The sequence below is a fragment of the Rhizobium sp. 1399 genome (genome assembly GCF_031455475.1).
Classification (GTDB): domain Bacteria; phylum Pseudomonadota; class Alphaproteobacteria; order Rhizobiales; family Rhizobiaceae; genus Rhizobium.
In genome coordinates this window covers 163440-188748 of sequence record NZ_JAVDSU010000005.1, presented here as the reverse complement: position 1 = coordinate 188748, position 25309 = coordinate 163440, and the positions used below count along the sequence as shown (strand labels likewise).

The window sequence follows — 25309 nt, the reverse complement described above, 5'->3', positions numbered from 1 at the left end:
CTATACTAGTTCAAATCGATGTAGCGTTTCGTTAAAAGCGGTATAGTCAAAACAGGAGGTCGGTGTGGCTCTGAATAAGAAAGTTCGCAAGGCAGTATTTCCAGTCGCAGGTCTGGGAACGCGGTTCCTTCCAGCCACTAAAGCGGTTCCAAAGGAAATGCTGACGGTCGTCGATAAACCAATCATTCAGTATGTTGTCGACGAAGCACTTGAAGCAGGCATTGAACATCTGGTTTTTGTTACTGGTCGTAACAAGCATGTCATCGAAGATTACTTCGATATTCATTTCGAACTTGAGCAGACGCTCAAGGAGCGCGCCAAGAAGGCGGAGATCACCCTGCTGCAGCAGCAGCTTCCCAAGGCAGGCACGGTGAGCTTTACCCGTCAGCAGGAGCCGCTCGGCCTCGGCCACGCCGTCTGGTGCGCCCGCGAGATCGTCGGCGACGAACCTTTCGCACTGCTTCTTCCCGACATGATCATGAAGGATCAAAAGGGCTGCATGAAGGGCATGATCGAGCTCTACGAACACAGCGGCGGCAATATCATCGCTGTCGAGGAATGCGCTCCCGACCAGGCTCACAAATATGGCATCGTCGGCGTTGGCGAAGCTATCGGCGAAGGCTTCCGGATCACCGGCATGGTTGAAAAGCCTGCCAAGGGTACGGCTCCTTCAAACTTCTTCATCAACGGTCGCTATATCCTGCAGCCGGAGATCTTCAAAATCCTGGAAACCCAGGAACGCGGCGCAGGTAACGAAATCCAGCTCACCGACGGCATGCTGAAGCTGCTCAAGGAACAGGATTTCGCTGGCTATCACTTCAAGGGTGAAACTTACGACTGCGGCGCCAAGGATGGCTTCATCCTCGCCAACGTCGCCTTCGCTCTTGAGCGTGCGGATATCCGTCCGACGGTTGAGGGCGGCTTCAGGGACCTTCTCGCCGGCCTGAACTAAGGCCCTTCAGCGCTTCACCTTGAGACCGACGCCGGCTCGCCATTGCTGCGAGTCGTCGCCTTCCTTGCGTGTCGTCAGCTCGTAGCCAAGCGTGCTGGTGAAGTCGAGGTAGCGGTTGATGTTCCAGACAAGACCTGTCGAGGCGGTGTAAACCGTCTCGTCGCTTATCGTGCTGCCGCTCGGATAATCGCGCAGCGTCACGCCACCGATGACAGTGGCCACCAGATTGTCGCGCAGCTGATGATCGACCGTGGATGTCAGCTGATGCGAAACATAGCCGCTTTCGCCCGCTGCGGTGGAAGGCTGGATGCTGGTCTGGAGGTCCAGATTGACATTCGTTCCGCGGATCGGCGACCAGAGCAGGCTAGCATCGAGTGTCGCCGTATCGATCGATTTCAGCCTGTCATCATCGAAATCCGCCGTCGCATAACCGACCGCGACCTCGCCCTTGAGTTTTTCGCCCATATCGACCTGAACGCCGCCCTTGGCGCCGTAGCTGTCCCCCGAACGCCGATAACCGGAGGAATCGGTGCGTTCATCATAGTTGGTCTTGCCGATCGACGCCTCGATGAAGGGAATGAGTGCCGGCGAGAGTTCATAGCCGATTCGGCCGCGCACCGTGCCCGTGGTCTGGTTCCGGTCACTCATGGAGACTGTCGTGCCGTTGGAGAGTTCGGCATCGGAATAGATCGAGCGCGAAAGCGCAACGGCGGCGGTTCCACGCAGGATGCCGAAGTCGTGCTCGATGGAGGCGCCGCCGGTAAATTCCTGCACATCGGATTGCTGATCGGCGTTGGTGATCGCATCCGGATCATCAGTGTCTTCGCGGTAGAAATTATAGCCACCAGTGATGTGGCCGACGGTGTCGCGCGTCAGGTCCAGGCGCAGATCGCCGTTGATCTTGAAGGATGGCTGTTCTTCACCTTCGCCGCTGATGTTCTTTTGCCAGGCGCCCTCGGAGGTGACGGTCAGCTGATGCCGGCTCCAGTCGGAGGTCAGCGTCGCGCCCATATCGGTCTCGAGGAAGCCGCGGCTCTTTTTCGTTCCACCGTCCTTCGTGGTCTCGGTATTGATCGTTTGGGTGACGCTCGGGCGCAGGACAAAGCTGCCGAGAGGGATGCCGGGCGTCTGCTCGGTCGAGATACTTTCCGGCACCTTGCGCGCCGGCGTTTCGTCCAGGCGCGGTTCGCGGGTGTTCAGCCTGCGCATATCCTCGTCGAGGATCGCGCCGGTAACCTCATCGTCGGGCTGTGTTGTCGGAGTGCGGCCAGCCGCTGCATCCGAATCCTGATCCCGGACATTGTTGGCAGGAGTGGTCGCGGCATCGCCCGTATCGCCGAAATCCGGCGCCGCATTGTACGTGGTTGCGCCCTGTGTGGCTGTCGTGCGGGAATTTGCCGTGCTTGCCGGTGCTTGTTGAGACGTCGTCTGCTGTGCGAAAGCGGCGGGCACGAACAGCAGGCCGATAGCCGTGATGGAGACGGCACGGCTCATGGCGCGGAGCGGCGTCACACTGCTCGTCTGTTTTCCCTGGCCCATTCAATCCGCGCCTGAAATGCTTCGAAGTCTTACCCAAGCGTAAAGCCTTGTGGTTAACCATTCGTTGCCGTGCGGGCTGCGCGTTCATACATGGGAAACATTGTCGGGTGGACAGGTAAAGTGAAAAGGTCTAACGCATTGCCATGATCAGGAGAGCGGTAAAACTCGTCGAAAACAGCGTGCTGGAGTCGGGCAAGCGCACCGTCAGCATCGAAAGACGTGCCCTTGAGGCGTTGGAACGTGCCTTCGATGATGGGCTGGCCGGCCCCTTCACTCGTGCGGTCGAGATGATTGGCGAGAATACCGGCCGTGTGATCGTGACCGGCGTCGGCAAGAGCGGCCATATCGGCACGAAGATCGCGGCTACCTTCGCTTCAACGGGAACGCCCGCTTTTTTCGTGCATGCAGCGGAAGCCAATCACGGCGATCTCGGCATGATCGCCGGCGACGACGTCGTGCTGGCGATTTCCAAAGGCGGCGAGAGCGCGGAACTGAAGAGCATCATTTCCTACACACGGCGTTTTTCCATTCCGCTGATTGCCATAAGCTGCAGCCCACAGTCCTCACTGGCGACCGCCGCAGATATCGCGCTGCTGATCCCCAATGAGGAAGAGGCCTGCCCCAACGGGCTGGCGCCGACCACATCGACCATGATGCAGCTTGCGCTCGGTGATGCACTGGCGATTGCGCTTCTGGACGCGCGGGGTTTCACGGCGACAGATTTCCATGTTTTCCATCCTGGCGGCAAGCTGGGCGCGAGCCTGATGCATGTTGCCGACATCATGCACACCGGTGACCGCCTGCCGCTGGTTGCGCAAGGCACGTCGGTGCCGGCGGCGATCAAGGTTCTGTCTCACAAGCATTTCGGGTGCGTCGGCGTGCTTGATGCGGAGGGCCGGCTTTGCGGCATCGTCACTGATGGTGACATGTCCCGCAACCTCAGCCGCAATCTCGCGGAGTTGACAGTCGATGACATCATGACGCGCGCGCCGAAGACGGTCAGGCCGACGATACTGGCGACTGCGGCCTTGGCACTGCTCGAACAATACAAGATCGGTGCGCTTATGGTCATCGATGACGAGCAGCGCCCAATCGGGCTCGTTCACTTCCACGATCTCTTGCGGATCGGTGTGGCCTGATCAGGTTGGCTCGACCGTCAGGTCGCGGCCGTTGCTCGAAACCACTTTGACCTGCGTTCCGGCCGGAAGATCCGGCCCCATGACCTGCCACGTCGTGTCATCGAGACGAATGCGGCCGCGGCCTTCGCGGATCGGCTCGCGCAGCGTCGCGGTACGGCCAACGAGGCTCGCGCCGCGCTGATTGAGGAACGGCTCATCCGTCGTGGCATTGCGCAGTGTCAGCCGCCGGCCGATGAGCGTGGCTGCGACCGCGAGGATGGCGAAGAGGATTGCCTGAAGCTCCCAGATCCAGAAAGCGGCATCCCAGAAGAGCAGCGACAAAACACCGACGGCAAGTGCGGCAAGCCCGATCCAGACCAGGAAGAAGCCTGGCACGACCATCTCGGCTGCAAGCAGCACGAGGCCTGCCACCCACCAGCTCCACGGCCCAAGTTCGCCGACGATCTTCGCCAGCATGGCTTACCGCTCCGGATTGGGATTAAAGGGATTGGCCGGAGCCGGGCCGACCGACGGCGTGGAGCGCGCCGGAACTGCCCGGGGAGGCGGCGGCGGATTGTTGCCTTCCCCAAAGACCTCCCGGGCAATCGCGCCAATGCCGCCAAGTGAGCCGAGAATGGAAGACGCTTCCATCGGCATCATGACAATCTTGGAATTTGGCGCCGAGCCGATCGAAGCGAGCGCCTCGGTGTATTTCTGGGCAACGAAATAGTTGATTGCCTGGACGTCGCCGGCGGCGATCGCTTCCGAGACCATCTTCGTCGCCTTGGCTTCGGCTTCTGCCAGGCGTTCGCGGGCTTCGGCATTGCGGAATGCGGCTTCGCGCTGGCCTTCGGCCTGAAGGATGGCGGACTGCTTGGCGCCTTCGGCTCTCAGGATCTGCGCGTTGCGCGAACCTTCAGCTTCCAGCACCTGGGCACGCTTCTCGCGCTCGGCCTTCATCTGGCGGGCCATCGCGTCGACGAGGTCGCGCGGCGGCTGGATATCCTTGATCTCGACGCGGGTGACCTTGATGCCCCAAGGCTGTACGGCTTCATCCACGACGCGCAGCAGCCGGTCGTTGATCGCATCGCGATTGGAGAGCAGCTCATCAAGATCCATAGAGCCCATGACGGAGCGAATATTGGTCATGGTGAGGTTCAGGATAGCATTTTCCAAATTGGAAACCTGATAGGCGGCCTGAGCGGCATTCAGCACCTGGTAGAAGGATACGGCATCGGCTGAGACCGAGGCATTGTCCTTGGTAATCACCTCTTGGGTGGGCACGTTCAGCACCTGCTCCATCACGTTCATCCTGGCGCCGACGCGTTCGATGAAAGGGGTGATCAGGTTCAGGCCGGGTTCCAGCGTGCGCGTATAGCGGCCGAAACGCTCGATCGTATAACGGTAGCCCTGCGGAACCGTCTTGATGCCCGCAAAGAGCACCAGGATGACAAAAACCACCAATACGATCACGACGATATCGAAGCCGCTCAGCAGCATGTATTCCTCCCTAAGCCCACCTATCTGACGTGGTGAGTTATCACGTTCTTTGCAAGGAAGGAATGACGGCCTCGCCTGTCAAATCAGGGTGATAGGCCGGCATCATCGAGGTCGCTCTTTGTGATGTAGCCGCCCATCAGGCAATTGGTGAGAAACGGCTGATCGTCCGGCTTCAGATTGCTGGTTTTGACATCGCGGAGGCGAAGCTGACATGCGACCTGACCGACGATGCCTTTGGGAGGGGCGTTGGCATAGACCCGCTGATAGTGCTCCCACGCAAGATAACCGCCACCTGCAATGACGAGCAAGCAGGCGAGGACAATCAATTTTCTGAAACCCGAAATCATAAAGTACGTCCAGATCGATAAAGCAGCAGGCCACGAATCTGCGGGCCGCAGCCGCGCCTCTGGCGCGATTGCGATCGCCTATCGGCCATTCTTTAGATCTGGCGCGCGGGATATTTTTATCTATTGCAGGGCGCCAGAAAATCTGGGGCCGCGTCTGTCATGCCCAGCCCAACAACTCACGGCGCACGACTTTTTCCAGCACCTGCATGCCGTCCTCGCTGTCATTCAGGCAGGGAATATGCGTGAACTGCTCGCCGCCATTGTGCTTGAAAGAATGGGCGGCCTGTTCGGCGATCTCTTCCAGCGTCTCCAGACAGTCGGAAACGAAGCCGGGGTTCATGACGGCGATGCGCTTGACGCCATCCTGCGCCAGCTTCTCGACAGTCTTGTCGGTATAGGGCTGCAGCCATTCCTCTGGTCCGAAGCGGGACTGGAAGGTGACCATGAAATTTTCCTTTGTCAGCCCGAGGCGCTCGCGCAGCAGGCGGCCGGTCTTCTGGCACTGGCAGTAATAGGGATCGCCCTGCTGGAAATAGGAGAGGGGAATGCCGTGGAAGGAGGCGAGCAGCATCTCGGGCTTCCAGTCGAGGGTGGCAAGGTGCTGTTCGACGGATTTGGCGAGCGCTTCGATATAGGTCTCGTCGTCGTGATAGTCAGGCACCGTGCGCAACGCCGGCTGCCAGCGCATGGTCAGAAGCTTCTGGAAGGCCTTGTCGTTGACGGTCGCGGTGGTAGCTGCCGCATATTGTGGATAGAGCGGGAAGAGCAGGATGCGGTCACAACCCTCGTCCTTCAGCGCTTCGATACGCGAGGGGATCGATGGCGTGCCATACCGCATTGCCCAATCGACCTTGACGTTTGGCACGTCGCGCAGCCGTTCGGCCATGAAGTCCGATTGGTTGCGGGTATAGGTGCGTAGCCAGCTTTCATTCAGATCCTTGTTCCAGATCGTCTCATAGGCCTTGCCCACCTTCTGCGGGCGCGTGTTGAGGACGATGCCGAACAGGATCGGATACCATTTCCAGGGCGACCATTCGATGACGCGCTTGTCGGTCAGGAATTCGCGCAGGTAGCGGCGCATGGAGGTGTAATCAGTACCATCCGGCGTACCGAGATTGACCAGCAGGACGCCGACCTTGCCGAATTTGACGGCGGGATGGTCCGCCGGGCGGAGTGTAGTATCTGTCATTCTGGCCCCAACGCGCTTTCGTGTCTCGCCGGCTCATACGCAGCCGGCCGATCACGGTTCACCCTATAAGAAGAAAAGCCGGCCCGGGGAACCCCGGACCGGCTCTGATGGTCGGGACAAATCGTCTTACTTGGCAGGAACCTGGATTTCCTCGCCGACCCGCAGATGGCGCGGGTTCGGGCTACCATTGGCTTCCGACAATTTGCGCCATTCGGCGCCATCGCCGTAAAAGGTCTTGGCGAGATCCCAGAAGGTATCGCCGGCAACGATGACGTGGGTCGAGGGCGTGGCCGGTGCGGAGGCTGCCGGGACAGGCGCCGGGGTCGGTTCAGCCGAAGGGGCCGGTGCTGCAGGAGCTGGGGTCGGTTCGGTAGATGGAGCCGGGGCCGCGGGTGCAGGGGCTGCAGGGGCCTGCTCTGCGGAGGGAGCAGGTGCCGCCTGCGCAATTTCAGTGATGCGGCCGTCCGTATAAGGCTTATAGGGCGAGTGCGCGGCAATATATTCGGCTGTCACGTCGGCCAGGTCCGGACCGTAGTCATAGGCATTCTGGCCGTCTTTGAAGGCGACATAGCCATCGCCGCCGGCGCGCATGAAGTTGTTGGTGGCGACGCTATAGGTCTTGGCATTGTCGATCGGTACGAAATTGTCGCCGTCCTTGACCTGGACGTCGCTGACGCGGCTGCCGACCGGCTTCGACTGGTCGAAAGTGAATTTCAGACCGGCGACCTGCGGGAAACGGCCGGCGCCCTGGTCGATCTGGCTGACGCCGTTTTCGAGCGCCTTGATGATATCGGCGCCGGTCAGCTGGAAGGTTGCGAGCGTGTTCTGGAAGGGCAGCACGGTGATGACTTCGCCCTGGGTGACGTCGCCGCCGTCGATGGAGGCGCGCAGGCCGCCGCCGTTCTGGATGGCAATGGTCACGCCCTGGTTCTTGCTACGGTCGAGGATAGCATCGGCCACCAGATTGCCCATCGAGCATTCCTTGACGCGGCAGACCTTGCGGTCGCCCTCGATGGGGCCTTCGGAGGAGCCGATCACCTTCTTGCGCAGGTCTTCAATCGGCTTTGCCAGTTCGACAATGCGTGCCGTGACAGCCGGATCGGGCGTGAAGGAAGAATCGATCAGGATGGGATCACCCTTGGCTTCCTTGACGACGCCATTATCATCGAAATTAACGACGAGATCGCCGAGATATTTGCTGTAGGAGGCTGCCTGCACCACCGGTACCTTGTAGCCGCCGGGATTGTCGACCATCGTGGGATAGGGGCCTTCGGCCTTCGGATCGGTGTTCGACAGCAGGCTGTGTGAATGGCCGCCGACGACCACATCGACATCAGGGATCTTGGCGATCATCGCGAGGTCGCGCGGGTAGCCGACATGGGTGAGCGCAATGATCTTGTTGACGCCTTCGCCCTTCAGTTTCTGAACCTCTGCCGTGATGCTCTGGACGTCATCGGCAATCGTCACGTTCGGGCCGGGCGAGGAAAGCTCCGGCGTGTCATTGGTGACGGCGCCGACGATACCGATCTTCTGGCCGCTGACATCAAGCACGAGAGAAGGCTTGACGCGGTCGCCAAGCTTGGAGGCAGCACTTGCCTTGACGTTGGCGGTAACGACGGGGAATTGCACCTTGTCGAGGAAGGTTGCGAGCCCATCCTCGCTGTCGTCGAATTCATGATTGCCGACCGTCATGACGTCGAACTTCATCAGGTTCAGCATTTCGGCTTCAGCCGCGCCCTTGTAGGTCGTGTAGAACAGCGAGCCCTGGAAATTGTCGCCGGCGTTGAGCAGCAGCACGTTCTTGCCCGTCAGAGCCTGACGGCGCTGGTCGATGGCGGTCTTCAGGCGGGCGGCGCCGCCGAAGCATTCATTCTTGCCTTCTTCCTCGGCCGAGCAGGTGGAGTCGAACTTGTTGATCGATTCAATGCGTGAATGGAAATCGTTGATGTGAAGAATATTGAGTTCGTAATCCGCGAAAGCGGCGCCTGTGCTCAGCGCCAGCATGGACGCGGTCAAAAAACCGAAGCTGAAAGACTTCGTCATCCCTGTTCTCCTGATTAAAAGGGCGAAGATCCCCCTGATCCTCGCCAGTCCCTTCCGTAGTCAGCCCGGGCGGTTTCCCGGCATGCGGATGTTCCATCAGACGATGCACCGCCGCAAGGGAAAGCTGGGCCAGGGGAGCCGCTTTCCAAGGGGGAACCGGGCAAAAAAGCCGACTGGTTATCCAACGCATTCTCCGGCGGCAGCGCTTCGGCAGAGTTCGCGCATGGCCTCTGCAATATTCGGAAATGTGGCGAGCGCGATGATCAAGCAAAGAAGGGAAACGATGCGGTGAAAGCGCCGGCCGGCCCGATAGGCAAGGACTGCGCCTGCGCCGTAGATCAGAACTGCTGGCACGGCGAAGATCAGCACCTGCAGCGGCCCGTCGCAATCGAGGGCAGCGATACCTTGGGCACGATAGACATTAGCCGGCAAAATGACCGCAAGTGCGGCAAGCGGCGTTGCGAGCAACAGGACGAGGTAACCAGCGAAAGCCCGCATGGTGCTTAGCCTTCACCCCATCTGCTTTTTTCAGCTGCGGCGGGTCAGGACAAACTGTGCGCCGGCATCCGAGGTGCAGTTCAGCTGGCTCGTCGAAACGAGGGCGCAATTGACCTTCGACTGGGTGTTGCGAACCAGCGAGGTCATGTTGATTTCCACCAGCGTCGGCGAGGTATTGGTATAGGTGCCGGAGGCCAGAAGCTGGTTGCTGTCGGTCGTGCGCGTCGTGAAAGTGCCGGACTGGAAGGTGGAGACGATGCCGTTCGGATCGGCCCAGGTTCCTTCGACACCGGTAGGAGCGGGTGCTGATGTAACGGGGAGGGGGCGCGGGCCGGAGGAAACACAGGCGGCAAGAGCTGCCGATGCAACCGCAAGAACGAGACCAGTTCTGACTTTCATAAGGCTTCTCCCGGCGAATCTAAGCGGTAGCTTTCCGCGACAGTCCGCCAAAAGCATGGCGCGGGCCTTTCGCGAAGGCAAGCCTTCGACGGAGATCGGCCGGCATTTAGACAGCAGGCGTTACAAAAATGCCCGCCTAACAGCGGGCATCTTCGAAAGCGATAGGTCAGGGTTCAGCGAACGAGGATGTTCTTGAACTGCCACGGATCCTTGGTGTCGATGTCTTCCGGGAACAGTCCCGGGCGGCCATCGAGCGGGGTCCAGTCGGTGTAGTGGCCTTCGACCGGGCCGAGATATGGCAACTGCACTTCGAGGCAGCGCTTGTAATCCATCTCGTCGGCTTCGACGATGCCGGCCTTGGGGTTCTCAAGAGCCCAGACCATGCCGGCGAGAACGGCAGAGGTTACCTGCAGACCAGTCGCGTTCTGGTAGGGGGCGATACGACGGGTTTCTTCCAGCGACAGGCGCGAACCATACCAGTAGGCGTTCTTGTCGTGGCCGTAGAGCAGCACGCCGAGCTCGTCGACACCATCAACCAGCTCGTTCTCGTCGAGAACGTGGAGAACCGGCTGCGCCTTGCCGCCGTTGCCGAACATCTCATGCAGCGACAGAACGGCGTCGTTGGCCGGATGATAGGCATAGTGGCAGGTCGGACGATAGGAGACGTCGCCGTCCTTGTCCTTAACCGTGAAGAAGTCGGCGATCGAGATCGACTCGTTGTGGGTGACGAGGAAGCCATATTGCGGGCCGGGTGTCGGGCACCAGGTGCGCACGCGGGTGTTGGCGCCGGGCTGCTCCAGGAAGATGGCGGCCTTGGAGCCCTTCTTATGCTTCTTGGCGTTCTTCGGCATCCAGTTTTCGTGGGTGCCCCAGCCGAGTTCCGCCGGCTGCAGGCCTTCGGAGATGAAGCCTTCGACCGACCAGGTGTTCCAGAAGACGTTGAGCGGCTTCGGGTGGATGGTGCGCTGCGTGTCGCGTTCGGCGATGTGGATGCCCTTGACGCCGACCTTCTTCATGAGCTTTGCCCATTCTTCGCGGTCGTCCTGGCCCGGTTCGTCGAACTTCAGGCCCATATCACGGGCAAGGTTCAGCAGACCCTGTTTGACGAACCAGGACACCATGCCCGGATTTGCGCCGCAGGTGGAAACGGCGGTGGTGCCGCCGGGGTTCTTGGCCTTTTCCTTGCGAACGGTTTCACGCAGCGCGTAATTGGTGCGTTCCTCGTTCTTCATGTCCTTATCGAAATAGAAGCCGAGCCAGGGCTCGACGACGGTATCGATATAGAGCACGTCAAGCTTGCGGCAGAGCTTGATGATGTCGAGCGACGAGGTGTCGACCGAGAGATTGACGCAGAAGCCCTGGCCTTCGCCTTCAGTCAGGAGCGGCTTCAGCAGCTCCTTGTAGTTGTCCTTCGTCACATGCGCCTGGATGTGCTTGACGCCGTGCTTTTCCAGAATGTGGGCATCGTCCGTGCGCGGGTCGATGACAACCATCCGGCTCTTGTCGAATTTGAAGTGGCGCTCGATCAGGGGCAGCGTGCCGCGGCCGATGGAGCCGAAGCCGATCATGACGATCGGACCGGTAATTTCGCCATATACCGGATAGTTCTGTTCCGTCATTCTTTTCTCCTATTGGAAGGGAACGAAGGCTTTCAGCCTAAAGAATTCATGTGAAAATGCCGCGAAGCTCGCGAAGTGACCGGCTCTAATCACAAAATGGCGTCACAATAAAGAGCGTTCCCCTGTAAAGGTCAAATATCGGGGCTGCAAAGTGCCCGCAATTTCCGCACGAGTTCCGTCCGCTGCAAGGTCAGCCCTTTGTAGGCGGTCTGCTGGTCGTCGAGCGCTTCCAGTTGATCGGCAAAGCTGGCTGCGAGTTTCCGCGCCTGCGGATGCCCGGCAATGACGGCGATCGGATCAATATAGATGCGGATGGTGAAGAGAATGTCGCCCGAGACAGGCAGTTTGCGAAGGGTCTGTCGCTCGACACGGACGAAACGCTCTTCAAGCGTGAAGGCCTCGGCGTAAGGCGGCCGGCTATGTTTCGAGACGGGAAGGAAGAGATCGGTCGTGGTGTTGACCGACCAGTTCAGCCGCTCGACCGGCTGGGCACTCTGCAGGCCGTCGAAGATGCGGGCAACCAGTGTGGCATTGCGCGTGCCTTCGCCGAAGCCCGGCACATCCGCATGGATCTCGTGCATCGGCCGGCTGAATTTCTCATGCAGTGACCACGAGGAGGGAAAGGCGACATGGGCCGCAACGAGATGCCAGCCATCGGCCTTGCGGCGCATCAGAACGAGATCATCCTGGATGAGTGAACCGGCCTTGAAGAGAGGCGGCAGATCGGACGTATCCTGCCGGAGCATCGCCGGATGCCGATCGGCAAGGTGAGCGAGAAGAATATCCAGCGCCTCCTGCTGGGCTGCTTCTGTCCCATCCTCTGCGACGAAGATGTCGTCGAGGCGCTCGCCCGCCAGCCGCGCCTTTTCCTCGAGGTAGCGGTTGAGATCGTCGTCAGGTTCGATCCAGCGGGCGGGATCGAACGGCATCAGGCCGATCGTGAAGGGCCGGACCGAGCTGTCATAGGGCGTGTAGGTCGGACGTTTCATCGCCGCTCCTTTTTGAGCCTGACGATTTGCCGGGTGCGGTTTGTAACTCAGCGCTTCAGAGCCTCCAACCCTTCCGTCACCGTCGTCAGCGCGACTTCTGTGATGTCATATTCGGCAACACCATGGATGGTGAAAGGGTCGGCTGCGACATAGGCTTCAATTTGGGCGCGGTCGCCGATGGCGAGAACGACTCCGCCGGTGCGTGGTACCTTCCGGCCGGAAGCGAGGAACCAGCCCTTCGCATATCCTTCCTTCACCCAGACCATATGCGGCTCCATGTGCTTGTCGGCCTCTTCATTGGGCTTCACATAGGTCAGGGAGAGGATCAGCATGGTCAGTCCTTTTGCAGCGTGGCGCGGATCAGGCCGCGTAGCGAATTTCCAACGTAAAGCATACCCTTGTCCAGATCATCGAGCGTGATGCGACCGACGCGGGCCTTTCGCTGGCAGATGAGCTCGGTGCGGAGCACGCCGGCGAGCAGGCCGCAGGAGATCGGCGGTGTCCTGAGAATGCCGGAGCCGTCATCAAGGAAGACAGACGTAATGGTTCCCTCGCAGACGTCCTGCCGTTCGTTGAGCAGGATGACTTCATCCGCTTGCTGCGGCGTAAACTCGGCGCGCGCCGTTTCGTACACAGCCCGGCATGTGGTCTTGATACGCAGTAGCTTGTCGGTGGAATCGAGACGCGTGCTGGCTATACGGAGTTTCCAGACCGCGTCTTGTGGCAGCGGCGTGAAGGGCGCGGTGGCAATATCGATCCGGCCCTGGCCATCGAAAGTCAGCCTGATACGGCGCGGCTCCTTATCATCCTTTACCGCATCTTCCAGCTTCGCGACCACATCCATCGGCTCGGGAAAACCGATGCGGCGGGCGGAGCGGGAGAGGCGGGCGAGATGAAGACGCAGGCGAATGAACCCTTCGTCCGGTTGCCAGCGCAGGGTTTCGATCAGCGAAAAGTCCGTCATCGGGCAATCCATTGGTCGCCGATGGCGAAGCGGGCCTTGAGCAGGCATTCCTCATATTCTGCTTCAGCCGTGGAATCGAAGACGATGCCGCCTCCGACATTGAAGACTGCTTTACCGCGGTCAAACAGCGTCATGGTGCGGATGGCGACGGAAAAGCGCATCGCTCCGTCGGGCGAGATCATGCCGATTGCGCCGCAATAGGCATCGCGCGGACCATCCTCGAGGTCGTGGAGGATTTCCATGGCGCGGATCTTCGGCGCGCCGGTGATCGAGCCGCAGGGAAAAAGGGCGGCGAAGATGTCGCGGATGGAAAGATAGGGCAGGAGCTTCGCCTGAACGTGGCTGACCATCTGGTGGACGGTGGGATAGGTCTCGATTTCGAAGAGTTTTGGAACATCGAGCGTGCCGACCTCGGTGATGCGCGAGATATCGTTGCGCAGCAGATCGACGATCATGCGGTTTTCCGCTTGCGTCTTGATGTCGGCCTTCATGGCTTCGACGATTTCGGCATCTTCGGCCGGTGTCGCACCGCGTTTGGCCGTACCTTTCATCGGGTGCGTCTCGATCCAGCCATCTTCGTCGGTGCGGAAAAACAGTTCCGGTGAGCGGGAAAGAACGATGGGACCGCCGAGATCGGCAAACGCGCCGTATTTCACGGGCTGGCGGTCGATCAGCGACCAGAAGGCGGCCAGCGGATCGCCGCTCCAGCGGGCTTCGATCGGCATCGTCAGATTGGCCTGATAGATATCGCCGAGGCGCAGATGCCGGTGGAGGCGTTCGAAACGCTCTTTATATATAGCGAAGTTCCAGGCTGCCTTCGGTGCGGTCAGGAATTCCTCGTTTTCGTGGCGCTGCCGTGGCCTTGCGAGAGGATGATCGTCTGGCTGCGGCGCATCGAAGACACCGAACAGCAGCAGCGGTGTCTCGCGGTTCTCTTCCGCGAAGGGAGCAAGCTTTTCTTCGAAGAGATGGCCGGCCTCATAAGCGATGTAACCGGCAAGCCATTTGCCGGCCTGTCGCGCCTCTTCCATCCGCTTGAGCGCCGGCAGGAATTCCGCCTTCGTGCGAGCGGTGATCATGTTTACCGGGCCGGCGAAGAGCATGACTTCGCCGGTCGTGTCGTCCCGGAACAGGATGAAGGGTTCGGACGCTGCCATTGCCTTTCCAGCGAAGCTGCGGGTTCGGGCGGTCTTATGCCTTGTCCAGTGCCTCGAGCTCGTCGATCAGGCCTTCGATCATCGACAGGCCCTTGCTCCAGAAGGAAGGATCGGTTGCATCCAGGCCAAAGGGCTTCAGCAGTTCGGAATGATGTTTGGTGCCGCCGGCCTTCAGCATCTCGAAATACTTGTCCTGAAAGCCCTTCTCGGCCTTCTGATAGACGGCATAGAGCGAGTTCACTAGGCAGTCGCCGAAAGCATAGGCGTAAACATAGAAGGGCGAATGGATGAAGTGGGGAATATAGGCCCAGTAGGTCTCATAACCCTCGGAAATCTTGATCGCCGGGCCAAGGCTTTCCGACTGGACGGAAAGCCAGAGTTCGCCGATGTCGTCGGCGGTCAGTTCGCCGGCTTTGCGGGCGGTATGAACCTTGCGCTCGAACTCGTAGAAGGCGATCTGACGCACGACCGTATTGATCATGTCTTCGACCTTCTGGGCAAGCATGGCCTTGCGTTCGCGGTTGTCAGTCGTCCGGTTCAGCAATGCCCGGAAGGTCAGCATCTCGCCGAAGACGGAAGCGGTTTCGGCAAGCGTCAGCGGCGTCTGGCACATGAGGGCGCCTTGCGCGCCGGCAAGAACCTGATGCACGCCGTGACCGAGCTCATGGGCGAGCGTCATCACATCGCGCGGCTTGCCCATGTAATTGACGAGCACATAGGGATGGGCCGATGGAACGGTCGGATGTGCAAAAGCGCCGGGCGCCTTGCCGGGGCGCACGGGGGCGTCGATCCACTGTTCGTCAAAGAAACGCTTGGCGATTTCAGCCATTTCCGGCGAGAAGTTGCCATAGGCGGACAGCACTGTGTCCCTGGCTTCGGTCCAGGAGATGATGGCGCTTGAGGTTTCCGGAAGCGGCGCATTGCGATCCCAGAAGTTCATCTGCTCCATGCCGAGCCATTTCGCCTTCATCTTGTAATAGCGATGCGAAAGGCGCGGATAGGCTTCCTTCACCGCCGCAGCGAGCGCATCGACCACTTCGCGCTCGACGCGGTTCGCCAGATGGCGGCTGTCGGCAATGTCTTCGAAGCTGCGCCAGCGATCGGAGATATCCTTGTCCTTGGCGAGCGTATTGGTGATGAGCGTAAAGATGCGGATGTTGGTCTTGAAGGTTTCCGCGAGCGCCATTGCCGCCTTGCGACGCACCTCCGGATCCTTTTCCTGCAGCATGTTCAATGCCACTTCGAGCGGCAGCTTCTCGCCGTCGATCTCGAAGCGCAGCTCCGCCATCGTCTCATCGAAGAGACGGTTGAAGGCGGCAGCTGATGTCATCGACTTTTCGAGGAACAGCTGCTCGAGCTTATCTTCGAGCTGGTAGGGCTTGTCCATGCGCAGGTCGACCAGCCAGGGGCGGTAATGGCCGGCAAGCGGATCGTTCGCCATGCAGGCATCGATCACTGCATCGTCGATGCGGTTGAGTTCGAGAGCGAAGAACAGCAAGCGGCCGGAATAGTCGGTAAGCTTGGCCTGGACGTCGCCATAGAGCTTGCCGTTTGCCGGGTTGGACGTATCCGAGAAATAGGTAAGGCCAGCGAAAGAGCCGAGGCGGCCCATAATATCGTCGAGCGCCTCATATTCCTTCAGTGCCTGGCCGATGCCTTCCTCGCCCTTCTTGGCGGCTGCTTCGGCAAGTTTGCCCTTCCATTTCTCTTCGAAAGCGGAAGCGGCCTTGCCGGCTTTTTCCATATCGGCGACGAAGGCGGTGGAGGTCGCCGAGGGGTAGAGATCCTGCAGCCGCCAGGAGGGAAGCTCGCCCAGAGCCGGGTCCGACGCTGCAGCGGGAGCCGTTGCCGAAAGGTGAAGATCGGCGTGCGCAAGCATATGTCTCATGGGGCGGTTCCTCTTCCTCTTCTATAACAGGTCTGACTGTCTACAGCATCGGCCCGAAAATCGGAATCGATTTTCGGAAAGGCTGATTGCGCAGTTTCAAAAAGAGAGACGTCCTTTGCGCGTCCGAATGGACGCGCGGCGCTCTGGGCGCCGAAAGGTCCAGCATCAAGGGGTTTTCGGCGTGTGAAAGGGCCCGTAACGGCACGAAAACGGCCTGTCAGAACAGTTAAAATGCAATTGTTTCTCAAAACAGGATGTTCAAGCCTTTCTGTCAGAGTGCGCTCTATGGTTTCGCATGAAGTGAGGCGACAATGACCGGTTACAATGAGCTCAAAGGGGCAGGGCAGATCCTTGTGGTCGAGGACGATCCCGTCCAGCGCCGTCTGCTCAAGAACGCGATCGAGCGTAGCGGCCATGTGGTGCATCAGGCCGAAAACGGCCGCATCGGGCTGGAGATGGTGAAGCGCGATCCCGGCCTTTTCAACGTCATCGTGCTCGATTTGATGATGCCGGAAATGACCGGCCTCGAATTCCTCGAAGCACTGCATGATTTCGGCACCCAGATTCCGGTCATCGTCCAGACGGGGCAGGGCGGCATCGAAACGGTGGTGCAGGCCATGCGCGCCGGGGCTTTCGATTTTGTCGTCAAGCCGGTTTCTCCGGAGCGTATCAACACGTCGATTTCCAATGCCATGAAGCTCGACCAGCGTGAGGTGAAGGCCCGTACCGGCCGTCGTTCACGTTCGGGCTCCGTCGGCTTCGACGACATCGTTTCGGCAAGCCCGGCGATGATTCGCGTCATCGATCTGGCGCAGCGCGCCTCGCAGTCCAACATCCCAGTCGTGCTCGAAGGCGAATCGGGTGTCGGCAAGGAGTTGGTGGCACGCGCCATCCAGTCGGGGGGCGATCGCGCCACCAAACCGTTCGTGACGGTCAATTGCGGCGCCATTCCGCACAATCTCGTGGAAAGCATCCTCTTCGGTCACGAAAAGGGTGCGTTTACCGGCGCGACCGAAAAGCATATCGGCAAGTTCATGGAAGCCGATGGCGGCACCATCTTCCTCGACGAGATCGGCGATCTGCCGCTCGAGGTGCAGGTGAAGCTGCTGCGCGCCGTTCAGCAAGGCGAGATCGAGACCGTCGGTGCGCGCACTGCGCACAAGGTCAATGTTCGCCTCATTTCGGCGACGAACAAGGATCTGATCGAAGAGGTCAAGAATGGCCACTTCCGCGAGGACCTCTACTATCGCCTGAACGTCTTCCCGATCACCATTCCGGCGCTGCGCAAGCGCAAGGAGGACATTCCGCATCTGGTGCGCGTCTTTGCCGACCGCTTCTCCAGCGAACAGAAGAACGGCCGCCGCATGACGGTCAATGCCGGCGCGCTGGCATTGCTGACCGCCTATGACTGGCCGGGCAATATCCGCCAGCTCGAAAACGCGATCTTCCGCGCCGTCGTGCTTGCCGAAGGTCCGGAGCTGACTGAGGCGGACTTCCCGCAGATCGCCGCCCAGCTTCCGAACTACGATGTCGTGGACCATCTGGCGCTCGTTGCCGACAATTCCCACCTCGATCCTGACGCGGAATTCCCCGAGGATTATCAGGCGGAATCAGTCGCCGAGACGATGCGCCGCGGGACCGAGGCTTCCGATAACGCGATATCAAGCGTCAATCAGTCTGGTGATGTTCGGCGTCTTGCCGATGTCGAGGAAGAACTGATTCGTTTTGCCTTGAAATTCTACCGAGGACAAATGAGTCAAGTGGCAAGAAAGCTAGGTATCGGGCGATCCACACTTTATAGAAAGCTCAAGGACTACGGTATCGACCCCGATAATCCTCAGAAAGATGCGGCATAAGCGCATTTTTATTAAGAATAAGGCAACCACATTTGGTTACCGTCCATAAACCACTTGTTAGCAGCTCGTTCACTCTATAAAGAAAAGGTTGATCATGTGTGGCATTTTTGCCATCGTGTGACCGCATTTGACAGCCATTTGAGACAGCATTGGACATTGACTGTCTGACGGGGATCGAGTTGCAGAATCTGAATGGGAATACCAAGCTTTCGCGCTTGAGTTGGCGTTTGTGCGCCAAGATTGGCGGAAAGGCAATTAGGACGGCAGCGGCCGCCCTTCTTGCACTCGCGGTTTCCTCACCGGTATTCGTAAGCACACCGTCTCAGGCTGCCGGGGATACCCGCAGCCTGAAGCTCTATTTCATTCATACCGGCGAAAAGGCCGTCATCACCTACAAGCGAAACGGCAAATTCGACCCCAAAGGTCTCGAGCAGCTCAACCGTTTCCTGCGCGACTGGCGCAAGAATCAGCCGACGAAGATGGACCCGCGCCTCTTCGACCTCATCTGGGAAGTTTACCGCCAGTCCGGCTCCAGGGATTACATCAACGTCGTCTGCGGTTTCCGCTCGCCTGCTACCAACGAGATGCTGCGCGGTCGTTCGCGTAAATCCGGTGTCGCCGAAAAGAGCCAGCATATGCTTGGCAAGGCGATGGACTTCTTCATTCCAGACGTAAAGCTCGCCACGCTGCGCGGTATCGGCATGAAGATGCAGGTCGGCGGCGTCGGCTTCTATCCAAAGTCCGGTTCGCCTTTCGTGCATATGGATGTCGGCGGCGTTCGCGCCTGGCCGCGCATGAGCCGCGACGAACTGGTCAGGCTCTTCCCTGACGGCAATACCATTCATATTCCCGCCGATGGCAAGCCGCTGCCAGGCTACCAGCAGGCAATGGCCGATTACAAGCGCCGCATGGCGAACGGCAGCCAGATCATGATGGCCAGCGCCGGCGCTTCCGTTTCCGATGACGAACCTCGCAAGCAGAAGACGCTGTTTGCCTACCTCTTTGGTGGCGGCGCTGACGAGGAAGAGGATAATTCGGAGGATAGCACACCGGTGGCTGTCGCCAAGGCGACGCCGCCGAAGGCTGAGGCTGTCCCAGCAGCTGATGAACCGCAGCCGCAGACCGAAGTTGCGAGCGTGAATGCACCAGTGCCGCAGGTTCGCCCGGCCTTCAGCAACCAGCTTGCCGGCAACGAGGTTGCCAATGCCCTGGTGCCGCCATCTGCAGGCAATGCTGCCCAGCAGGCGCTTGCCGCCATGCCCGCAGGCCAGCCGCAGGAACCGGAGCATTTCGCCGATCTCACCGGTTACAGCATTCCGGTTCCGTCACTCCTTGGGCAGCGTCGTGCGCCGGGTGATGCCGAACTTGCCTCTGTCGACCCGAGCCTGATGTCGACGAGCGTTCCGACCCCAGCCGAACGTCCGGCCGTTGCCGAAAACCTGCTTGCTGCACAGAATGCCGATCCTGAAGCGGGTGAAGACGAGGCTGATCAGGATACGCTTTCGCCGGCTATGGCGGCAGCACTTGCAAAGCAGCAGGATCAGAGCGGTGGCGCTGAGGTCGCTATGAACGCACCTTCTGAGCCGCAGACCGTGGAGCAGGCAATCAACGCCGCCGCGCCGAAGAATCCGCCGGCACTCGACAAGCCGCCACTGCAGCTTGCGGCACTTGCTCCGATGACGAAGTCTGCAAGCTTTGCTGCTGCTCCCGCGGCGCCGAAGCCTGTCATCGTCGACAGCCCGGTCGCGCAGGGCCTTCCCACCAAGGGTGGTCGTCCGACGAAGCAGGAAGCTGTAGCCGCCGACGAAAGCCGCCAGACGGTGCGTACGGAGCCGAAGCTGACGCAGAAGATGATCTCGCAGTGGGCTCTTACCAATGCCCGCCTGGAAATGGCGTCCAAGAAGGTGCAGGCACCGCGCTTCGTCAGCCAGGAGCTGCGCGCCCAGCCAACCTCGGTTTATGCCGAAGGCTTCCAGAAGACTGCTTCGATCGACCCAGGTCGTTTCAGCGGCACGGCCGTCAATTTCATGGAAGTGCGTAAGTTCAACACGCGCTGATCCGGCCATATTTCGAATAAGCAAAAGCCGCTGGATCGTCTCCGGCGGCTTTCGTTTTTGGGCCGGAGGCACGGCGAAAATCGGCGCTGGTACTTTGATGAGATCAAAAGAAAAGCCGCCGAAGCGGCGGCTCTCTGAAAATGCGGTTGGATGATCCTCAGCCTTCCGGCGGGGATTCGATCATGCCGAGAGCGTGCAGGTAGGTATCGAGGATCGCATCTTCTTCCATGCGTTCCTGCTCGTCCTTCTTGCGGAGCGCAACGACCTTCTTGAGGATCTTGGTGTCGAAGCCCATGCCCTTGGCTTCGCCATAGACGTCCTTGATGTCGTCGGCGATGGTCTTCTTTTCTTCTTCCAGGCGTTCAATGCGCTCGACAAAAGCGCGAAGCTGATCGCGAGCGACGCCATGTGCATCAGACATCGTGTTCTCCTGATTTCGGGATATGCATTCGGGTTGCCAGTGACTGCCGCGAAGTGCCGCCAGCGTCAAGACGATTCGAGAGCGGGTGGACTATTTGTGCGGGTTGTTCACCTCAAAAGTCGCCTTTTGCACAGGCGATGCTTCTGTCTGGTGGATGTTCTTCCAGTCTTCGTAGGGCATGCCGTAGACGATCTCGCGCGATTCGTCCTTCGTCATAGTGACGCCTCCGGCCTCCGCGGCTTCGCGGTACCAGTTGGAAAGGCAGTTGCGGCAGAAGCCGGCGAGATTCATCAGATCGATGTTCTGCACGTCGGCTCGTTCGCGAAGATGCGTGATGAGCCGGCGGAAGGCGGCTGCCTCGAATTCCGTCTGTTGTTCCTTGCTGAGCGTGGTCATGGGTCAAGTCCTTTCACTCAATAGGGGCCGGTGCGTGAAGCGTGCACGCTGTATGCATGCAGCGCCGGATCGGCGTTCATCTCCGCAAAGACGGGTGCCAGGCGCGCCGCCCATTCCTCGATTCCGGCCTCGTTGCCGATGAGGTCCTGGCGTACTTCCAGAAGCGCGTGCGGGATGCCCGTCATCATGCAATGACGGTACATGGTGTCACCCTTCAGGGCACCGTCATAGGGTTCGTTGTCACCGACGACGAGATCGGGATCGGCCCGCAGTTTTTCAAGCAATGGGGCAACGGCGCGGTGGTCACTATCCCAGAGCACTGCTGCATGCCAGGGGCGGGGAACACCCTTCCAGGCAGGCGTGAAGGAGTGGAGGGACAGGACCAGCGGCGCTTTGCCGGTCGCGTTCGCCACCCTATCGATCGTCTCCGACACGGCATTGTGATAGGGTCTGTGGAAGGTTTCGATCCGGTAGTTCCACTCCTCCTCAGTAATCGGATGGTTGCCGGGGATGACGGCGCCGTCGGAGATTTTCATGATCAGCGTCGGGTCGTCCTCGCCGCGGTTGGGGTCGATCAGCAAGCGCGAAAAACCGCCGAGCACGCCCGGCACGCCCAACCATGCACACAGCTTGCGGGCAAGGCCCTGAATGCCGATGTCATAAGCGATGTGCCTGGAGAAGGCACTTTCCGGCAGGCCGAGCCGGCCATATCGCTCGGGCAGACGGTTCATGGCATGATCGCCAAGGATCACCATGCCTTTGTCATGTTGGCCGAATAGGATTTCGAAGGATTGGAAGTGATCCATCAGGAAATTGCCAATTGTCATTTCGCGTCTTCGCCCAGTGATTGCATGCGCGTTCGGCCGGTTCAAGCGTGATGGGCGGACCAACGCGACAAGATGCGCCCGATCGGCGGTTATGAAAGGAAATATAATCGATTAGCATTGCGTTGACTTTCGCCTGATGGCGGCGCAAGAAGACACGGATAACGAATAACCGTGGAGCTATTTGGGAGCCGTGTTGATCCAAGCCGCGCCAAGTTTCCTCACGCGGTCCGGGCCGTTGGTCCGTCTCGCATTGTTCGCTCTTGCAGCCGTCTCGCCGTTCTTCATTGCCGATGCCGCGCGTGCGGATTTCCGTGTATGCAACGGTACGCAAAATCTGGTTGGCGTTGCGATCGGATATAGAGCGAAGGATGGCTGGGTCACGGAGGGTTGGTGGCAGGTGCCGGCAACGACCTGCGCCACGCTGATCGAGGGAGAGCTACAGTCGCGTTATTATTACCTCTACGCAGAAGACGCCGCCCGGGGAGGCCGATGGACGGGTGACGTGCAGATGTGCGTGGCGGAAAACGAATTCAAGATCACGGGTGTGCAGGACTGCTACGCCCGGGGTTATCAGAAAATGGGATTCAAGGAATATGATACGGGCCGCCAGGGAAGCTGGATGGTTCAACTCTCCGACACCCCAGGGACGCAAGAAAGCCAGAATTGATGAAGCGTAACCGCAAAGTTAAAATCCTCGCCACCCTCGGCCCCGCCTCCTCCGAGGAGTCGATGATCGAGAAGCTGCACCAGGCGGGTGCGGATATCTTCCGCATCAATATGAGCCATGCGAGCCATGACGTGATGCGCACACTCGTGCAGCGTATTCGCGCCGTCGAAGCCCGCTCGGGCCGGCCGATCGGTATTCTGGCCGACCTGCAGGGTCCGAAGCTTCGCGTCGGGAAGTTTGCCGATGTTAAGGTCGAGCTGAAGCCCGGTCAGACATTTACGCTCGACAACAACGATACCCCCGGCGACAACACCCGCGTGTTCCTACCGCATCCTGAAATTCTCGAAGCCGTTCAGCCCGGCCATCGCCTGCTGATCGACGACGGTAAACTGGCTCTCCGCGCAGAAAAGTGCGACGGCAAGAGCATCGTCACGACCGTCATTGCCGGCACCAGCATTTCCGACCGTAAAGGCGTCAGCCTGCCCGATACGCTGCTTGGCGTTGGCGCGCTGACCGACAAGGACCGTACCGACCTCGACGCAGTTCTCGCGACCGACGATGTCGACTGGGTCGCGCTCTCCTTCGTCCAGCGTCCCGACGACCTTGCCGAAGTGCGCAAGATCGCCCGTGGCCGCGTCGGCATTATGTCGAAGATCGAGAAGCCGCAGGCTTTGGAACGCATCGAAGAAATCATCGAGCTTTCCGATGCGCTGATGGTCGCCCGCGGCGATCTCGGCGTTGAAATGCCGCTCGAAGCCGTTCCGGGTATCCAGAAGCAGCTCATTCGCTCCTGCCGCCGTTCGGGCAAGCCTGTCATCGTCGCCACGCAGATGCTGGAATCGATGATCTCCTCGCCGGTTCCGACACGTGCCGAAGTTTCGGACGTTTCGATCGCCGTCTTCGAAGGTGCTGACGCGATCATGCTGTCGGCCGAGTCGGCTTCCGGCGCTTATCCGGTCGAAGCCGTCTCGATGATGGCCTCGATTGCGAGCACGGTGGAGAAGGATCCGCACTATCCGGGCATCATCTATGCGCAGCGCGCCCAGCCGGAAGCAACCGGCGCCGACGCTATCTCGCTTGCCGCCCGCCAGATCGCCGAGACGCTGAAGCTGTCGGCTATCGTCTGTTATACCTCTTCCGGCACAACTGGCCTGCGCGCCTCGCGTGAGCGTCCGCAGGTGCCGATCATCGCTCTGTCGCCGATCATCAAGACTGCGCGCCGCCTATCCGTCGTCTGGGGCATGCATTGCGTCGTCACACATGACGCGACCGACCTCGACGACATGGTCAACCGCGCCTGCCGCATCGTCGCAGCAGAAGGTTTCGGCAAGCCGGGCGATCGCATCATCATCTCCGCTGGCGTGCCGCTCGGCACACCTGGCGCGACCAACATGCTGCGTATCGCCTATATCGGCTCCGACGGCCAGAGTGGCATCTGATCGCTTTCAGGCCTGAAAAAACAAAGCGCTCCTCGAAAGAGGGGCGCTTTTTTTGCTTTCCGATTCTGCCTTTGGTGCTCTTAGCCGCGGGAGAGGTGACCGACGCGATAGATCTGGTTGGTGCCTGACGCGGGCGGGGCTTCCGCACAAAGTCCAAAACGGACCATCGTCCAGTCATGCGGGTCAAAGGCGGTAATGCGGGCGAGCAGATGTCTGCCGCTGGCTTCCTGCTTTGCCAGATCAACCTCTTGCTGCTGTAAGTTGGGCAGAGAGACATGCGGTTCGATAGGGAGGTGTTCGCTGTAAGCAAAGCGGGCGTTGGCGGGGTCCGGTGAGACATGCGTATGCCAGACGATCCAATGGCGAATGAGCGGCCGACCGAAGGCGTCCGTCAGCGCGGCAAAGCCGGGACCGCAGATGAAGTTGCTGGCGCCTTCCGGCTGATCCCAGAGATAAAAGGGCGAGTACAGATTTTCCCGGCTGCCGAATTCACCGCGGCGAACGCTCAGAAAAGCCTTGAAACCGAGGTGCGGGAAGCCGTCCATCGCCGGCCCCTTGTCGCGGATGCGGCGATCGATGATTTCCATGTCGTAATCTGCCGGCAAGGTGAAGGAATATTGCATGGCCATCATGGCTGTGTCTCCTCAGACCAGTCGACGAAGCGTCCCTTCTCAAAACCCTGGATGCTAAGATATCCGAAAGGGCTGTCAGCCGTTGCCCCGTGCCAGTGAAGCTCGTCCGGGGCGAACCATATTGCATCGCCGGTTCTGACTTCCTCGACGGGTTCACCCTCCCGCTGCACGACACTGACACCGGAGAGGACATAAAGAAGCTGGCCGCGCGGATGCGTATGCCAGTGTGTGACCGTGCCCGGATCGAGGGTTGCGCGCATGGCGGTGTTCTCGCCATCGATCTCGCTGTCGAGCAGCATTTCGACCCAGAAGGGTGCATTCGAAATGCCTTCGGGAGAACGGACCGCACTGCCGGGACGGCGGATCGTCATCGTCCTCGGATTGGCGGTGCTCATGCCGGAACTCCCCTGGCGCGCGCTTCCCATCCGGGTTCGGCCATCTGCGTCAAGCCGTCGCCGAAGGACCATTCGTCCGGTTCGCTGGTCGAGATGACGATCATCACGTCTTCGGGGCGCAAGCCGGGCGATTGTTGGAGCAATTCGACGGTTCGGCGGAAGAGAGCCTTGCGCATTTCCGTTGTGCGCGGCTTGCCGGTCGTGATCGAAATCAGCACGAAATCATCCGAGCGCGGACCGGCAAGGTAATTGCGATCGAAGATCAGTTCGCCCGGCTCATGCTGGTGGATGATCTGGAAGCGGTCGGCCGGCGGCACATTGAAGGTCTCGACCATGGCCTTGTGGATGCTATCCGAGAGCGCACGCAGATAGTCCGGCGATTTGCCCTTCAGAAGGGAAATGCGAGCGAATGGCATT

The 25309-nt window shown here is 59.8% G+C and carries 26 protein-coding genes; 6 read left to right on the top strand and 20 right to left on the bottom strand.

Annotation, left to right across the window (positions count from 1 at the left end):
- The first annotated feature begins 64 nt into the window (after positions 1-64).
- Entirely contained in the window at positions 65-952 is an 888-nt protein-coding gene (gene galU / locus J2X71_RS18355; RefSeq protein ID WP_310383622.1) for a UTP--glucose-1-phosphate uridylyltransferase GalU, read from the top strand.
- Between the two features lie 6 nt (positions 953-958).
- Here the strand turns inward: galU and J2X71_RS18350 are convergent, their stop codons facing one another.
- Positions 959-2491, bottom strand: a complete 1533-nt coding sequence (locus tag J2X71_RS18350; protein WP_310383620.1) for an outer membrane beta-barrel protein — start codon at positions 2489-2491, stop codon at positions 959-961.
- A 143-nt stretch (positions 2492-2634) separates the two neighbouring features.
- Here J2X71_RS18350 and J2X71_RS18345 point away from each other — a divergent pair, with 143 nt between their 5' ends.
- Positions 2635-3630, top strand: coding sequence for a KpsF/GutQ family sugar-phosphate isomerase (locus tag J2X71_RS18345; RefSeq protein ID WP_310383618.1), 996 nt, complete (start codon positions 2635-2637; stop codon positions 3628-3630).
- Here J2X71_RS18345 and J2X71_RS18340 read toward each other — a convergent pair whose 3' ends face one another.
- The 13 genes from J2X71_RS18340 to J2X71_RS18280 form a co-directional block, all read right to left on the bottom strand.
- A complete protein-coding gene (locus J2X71_RS18340) occupies positions 3631-4086 on the bottom strand; it encodes an NfeD family protein (protein WP_113320927.1) in 456 nt (151 codons plus the stop codon).
- 3 nt (positions 4087-4089) lie between these two features.
- Positions 4090-5109, bottom strand: coding sequence for an SPFH domain-containing protein (locus J2X71_RS18335; protein WP_113320926.1), 1020 nt, complete (start codon positions 5107-5109; stop codon positions 4090-4092).
- Between the two features lie 83 nt (positions 5110-5192).
- Positions 5193-5456, bottom strand: coding sequence for a hypothetical protein (locus J2X71_RS18330; protein WP_310383616.1), 264 nt, complete (start codon positions 5454-5456; stop codon positions 5193-5195).
- A gap of 157 nt (positions 5457-5613) precedes the next feature.
- On the bottom strand, positions 5614-6645 hold the full coding sequence (hemH, locus tag J2X71_RS18325) for a ferrochelatase (protein ID WP_310383614.1): 1032 nt from the start codon (positions 6643-6645) through the stop codon (positions 5614-5616).
- Between the two features lie 126 nt (positions 6646-6771).
- Positions 6772-8688, bottom strand: coding sequence for a 5'-nucleotidase C-terminal domain-containing protein (locus tag J2X71_RS18320; RefSeq protein ID WP_310383611.1), 1917 nt, complete (start codon positions 8686-8688; stop codon positions 6772-6774).
- A gap of 177 nt (positions 8689-8865) precedes the next feature.
- A complete protein-coding gene (locus tag J2X71_RS18315) occupies positions 8866-9186 on the bottom strand; it encodes a hypothetical protein (RefSeq protein ID WP_310383609.1) in 321 nt (106 codons plus the stop codon).
- 30 nt (positions 9187-9216) lie between these two features.
- Positions 9217-9585 carry an outer membrane lipoprotein Omp10 gene (omp10, locus tag J2X71_RS18310; RefSeq protein ID WP_029868534.1) on the bottom strand — a complete coding sequence of 123 codons (369 nt, stop codon included), beginning with the start codon at positions 9583-9585 and terminating at the stop codon, positions 9217-9219.
- A gap of 173 nt (positions 9586-9758) precedes the next feature.
- Positions 9759-11204 carry a homospermidine synthase gene (locus J2X71_RS18305; protein ID WP_029868533.1) on the bottom strand — a complete coding sequence of 482 codons (1446 nt, stop codon included), beginning with the start codon at positions 11202-11204 and terminating at the stop codon, positions 9759-9761.
- A gap of 131 nt (positions 11205-11335) precedes the next feature.
- Positions 11336-12193, bottom strand: coding sequence for a DUF3445 domain-containing protein (locus J2X71_RS18300; RefSeq protein ID WP_310383607.1), 858 nt, complete (start codon positions 12191-12193; stop codon positions 11336-11338).
- Positions 12194-12240: 47 nt separating this feature from the next.
- Positions 12241-12525: a YciI family protein gene (locus J2X71_RS18295; RefSeq protein WP_310383605.1), complete on the bottom strand. Its 285-nt coding sequence runs from the start codon at positions 12523-12525 to the stop codon at positions 12241-12243.
- A gap of 2 nt (positions 12526-12527) precedes the next feature.
- A complete protein-coding gene (locus J2X71_RS18290; RefSeq protein ID WP_310383603.1) occupies positions 12528-13157 on the bottom strand; it encodes an aminotransferase class IV family protein in 630 nt (209 codons plus the stop codon).
- Positions 13154-14314, bottom strand: a complete 1161-nt coding sequence (locus tag J2X71_RS18285; RefSeq protein ID WP_310383601.1) for an aminodeoxychorismate synthase component I — start codon at positions 14312-14314, stop codon at positions 13154-13156. The genes J2X71_RS18290 and J2X71_RS18285 overlap by 4 nt, the downstream gene beginning before the upstream one ends.
- 34 nt (positions 14315-14348) lie before the next feature.
- Positions 14349-16202 carry a M3 family oligoendopeptidase gene (locus J2X71_RS18280; RefSeq protein WP_310383599.1) on the bottom strand — a complete coding sequence of 618 codons (1854 nt, stop codon included), beginning with the start codon at positions 16200-16202 and terminating at the stop codon, positions 14349-14351.
- Positions 16203-16513: 311 nt separating this feature from the next.
- On the opposite strand from J2X71_RS18280, the gene J2X71_RS18275 reads away from it, so the two are divergent.
- Together J2X71_RS18275 and J2X71_RS18270 are read left to right on the top strand one after the other, a co-directional pair.
- On the top strand, positions 16514-18058 hold the full coding sequence (locus J2X71_RS18275; RefSeq protein ID WP_029868539.1) for a sigma 54-interacting transcriptional regulator: 1545 nt from the start codon (positions 16514-16516) through the stop codon (positions 18056-18058).
- Positions 18059-18237: 179 nt separating this feature from the next.
- Complete coding sequence (locus J2X71_RS18270; protein WP_310383597.1) at positions 18238-20115, top strand: DUF882 domain-containing protein; 1878 nt, start codon at positions 18238-18240, stop codon at positions 20113-20115.
- A 157-nt stretch (positions 20116-20272) separates the two neighbouring features.
- On the opposite strand, the gene J2X71_RS18265 is transcribed toward J2X71_RS18270, so the two are convergent.
- The 3 genes from J2X71_RS18265 to J2X71_RS18255 all read right to left on the bottom strand — a co-directional run bounded on the left by J2X71_RS18265 (position 20273) and on the right by J2X71_RS18255 (position 21738).
- Complete coding sequence (locus J2X71_RS18265; protein WP_007822869.1) at positions 20273-20536, bottom strand: DUF2312 domain-containing protein; 264 nt, start codon at positions 20534-20536, stop codon at positions 20273-20275.
- A gap of 90 nt (positions 20537-20626) precedes the next feature.
- A complete protein-coding gene (locus J2X71_RS18260; protein WP_029868617.1) occupies positions 20627-20932 on the bottom strand; it encodes a DUF1244 domain-containing protein in 306 nt (101 codons plus the stop codon).
- Positions 20933-20949: 17 nt separating this feature from the next.
- Positions 20950-21738, bottom strand: a complete 789-nt coding sequence (locus tag J2X71_RS18255) for an N-formylglutamate amidohydrolase (protein WP_310383986.1) — start codon at positions 21736-21738, stop codon at positions 20950-20952.
- Between the two features lie 214 nt (positions 21739-21952).
- On the opposite strand from J2X71_RS18255, the gene J2X71_RS18250 reads away from it, so the two are divergent.
- Both J2X71_RS18250 and pyk read left to right on the top strand, forming a co-directional pair.
- Entirely contained in the window at positions 21953-22426 is a 474-nt protein-coding gene (locus J2X71_RS18250) for a DUF1036 domain-containing protein (protein ID WP_037103631.1), read from the top strand.
- Complete coding sequence (gene pyk, locus J2X71_RS18245; RefSeq protein ID WP_037103632.1) at positions 22426-23865, top strand: pyruvate kinase; 1440 nt, start codon at positions 22426-22428, stop codon at positions 23863-23865. The genes J2X71_RS18250 and pyk overlap by 1 nt, the downstream gene beginning before the upstream one ends.
- An 80-nt stretch (positions 23866-23945) precedes the next feature.
- Here pyk and J2X71_RS18240 read toward each other — a convergent pair whose 3' ends face one another.
- The 3 genes from J2X71_RS18240 to J2X71_RS18230 are packed head-to-tail and all read right to left on the bottom strand — an operon-like array spanning position 23946 to position 25308.
- The gene (locus J2X71_RS18240) at positions 23946-24497 is read right to left on the bottom strand and encodes a DUF4865 family protein (protein ID WP_310383596.1); all 552 of its coding nucleotides are present in this window, start codon (positions 24495-24497) and stop codon (positions 23946-23948) included.
- Positions 24494-24892 (bottom strand): cupin domain-containing protein, encoded by a 399-nt coding sequence (locus tag J2X71_RS18235; protein WP_310383595.1) that lies wholly within the window; start codon positions 24890-24892, stop codon positions 24494-24496. Before J2X71_RS18235 ends, J2X71_RS18240 begins: the two co-directional genes overlap by 4 nt.
- The gene (locus tag J2X71_RS18230) at positions 24889-25308 is read right to left on the bottom strand and encodes a tautomerase family protein (RefSeq protein ID WP_310383593.1); all 420 of its coding nucleotides are present in this window, start codon (positions 25306-25308) and stop codon (positions 24889-24891) included. The genes J2X71_RS18235 and J2X71_RS18230 overlap by 4 nt, the downstream gene beginning before the upstream one ends.
- Between the last annotated feature and the right edge of the window lies 1 nt (position 25309).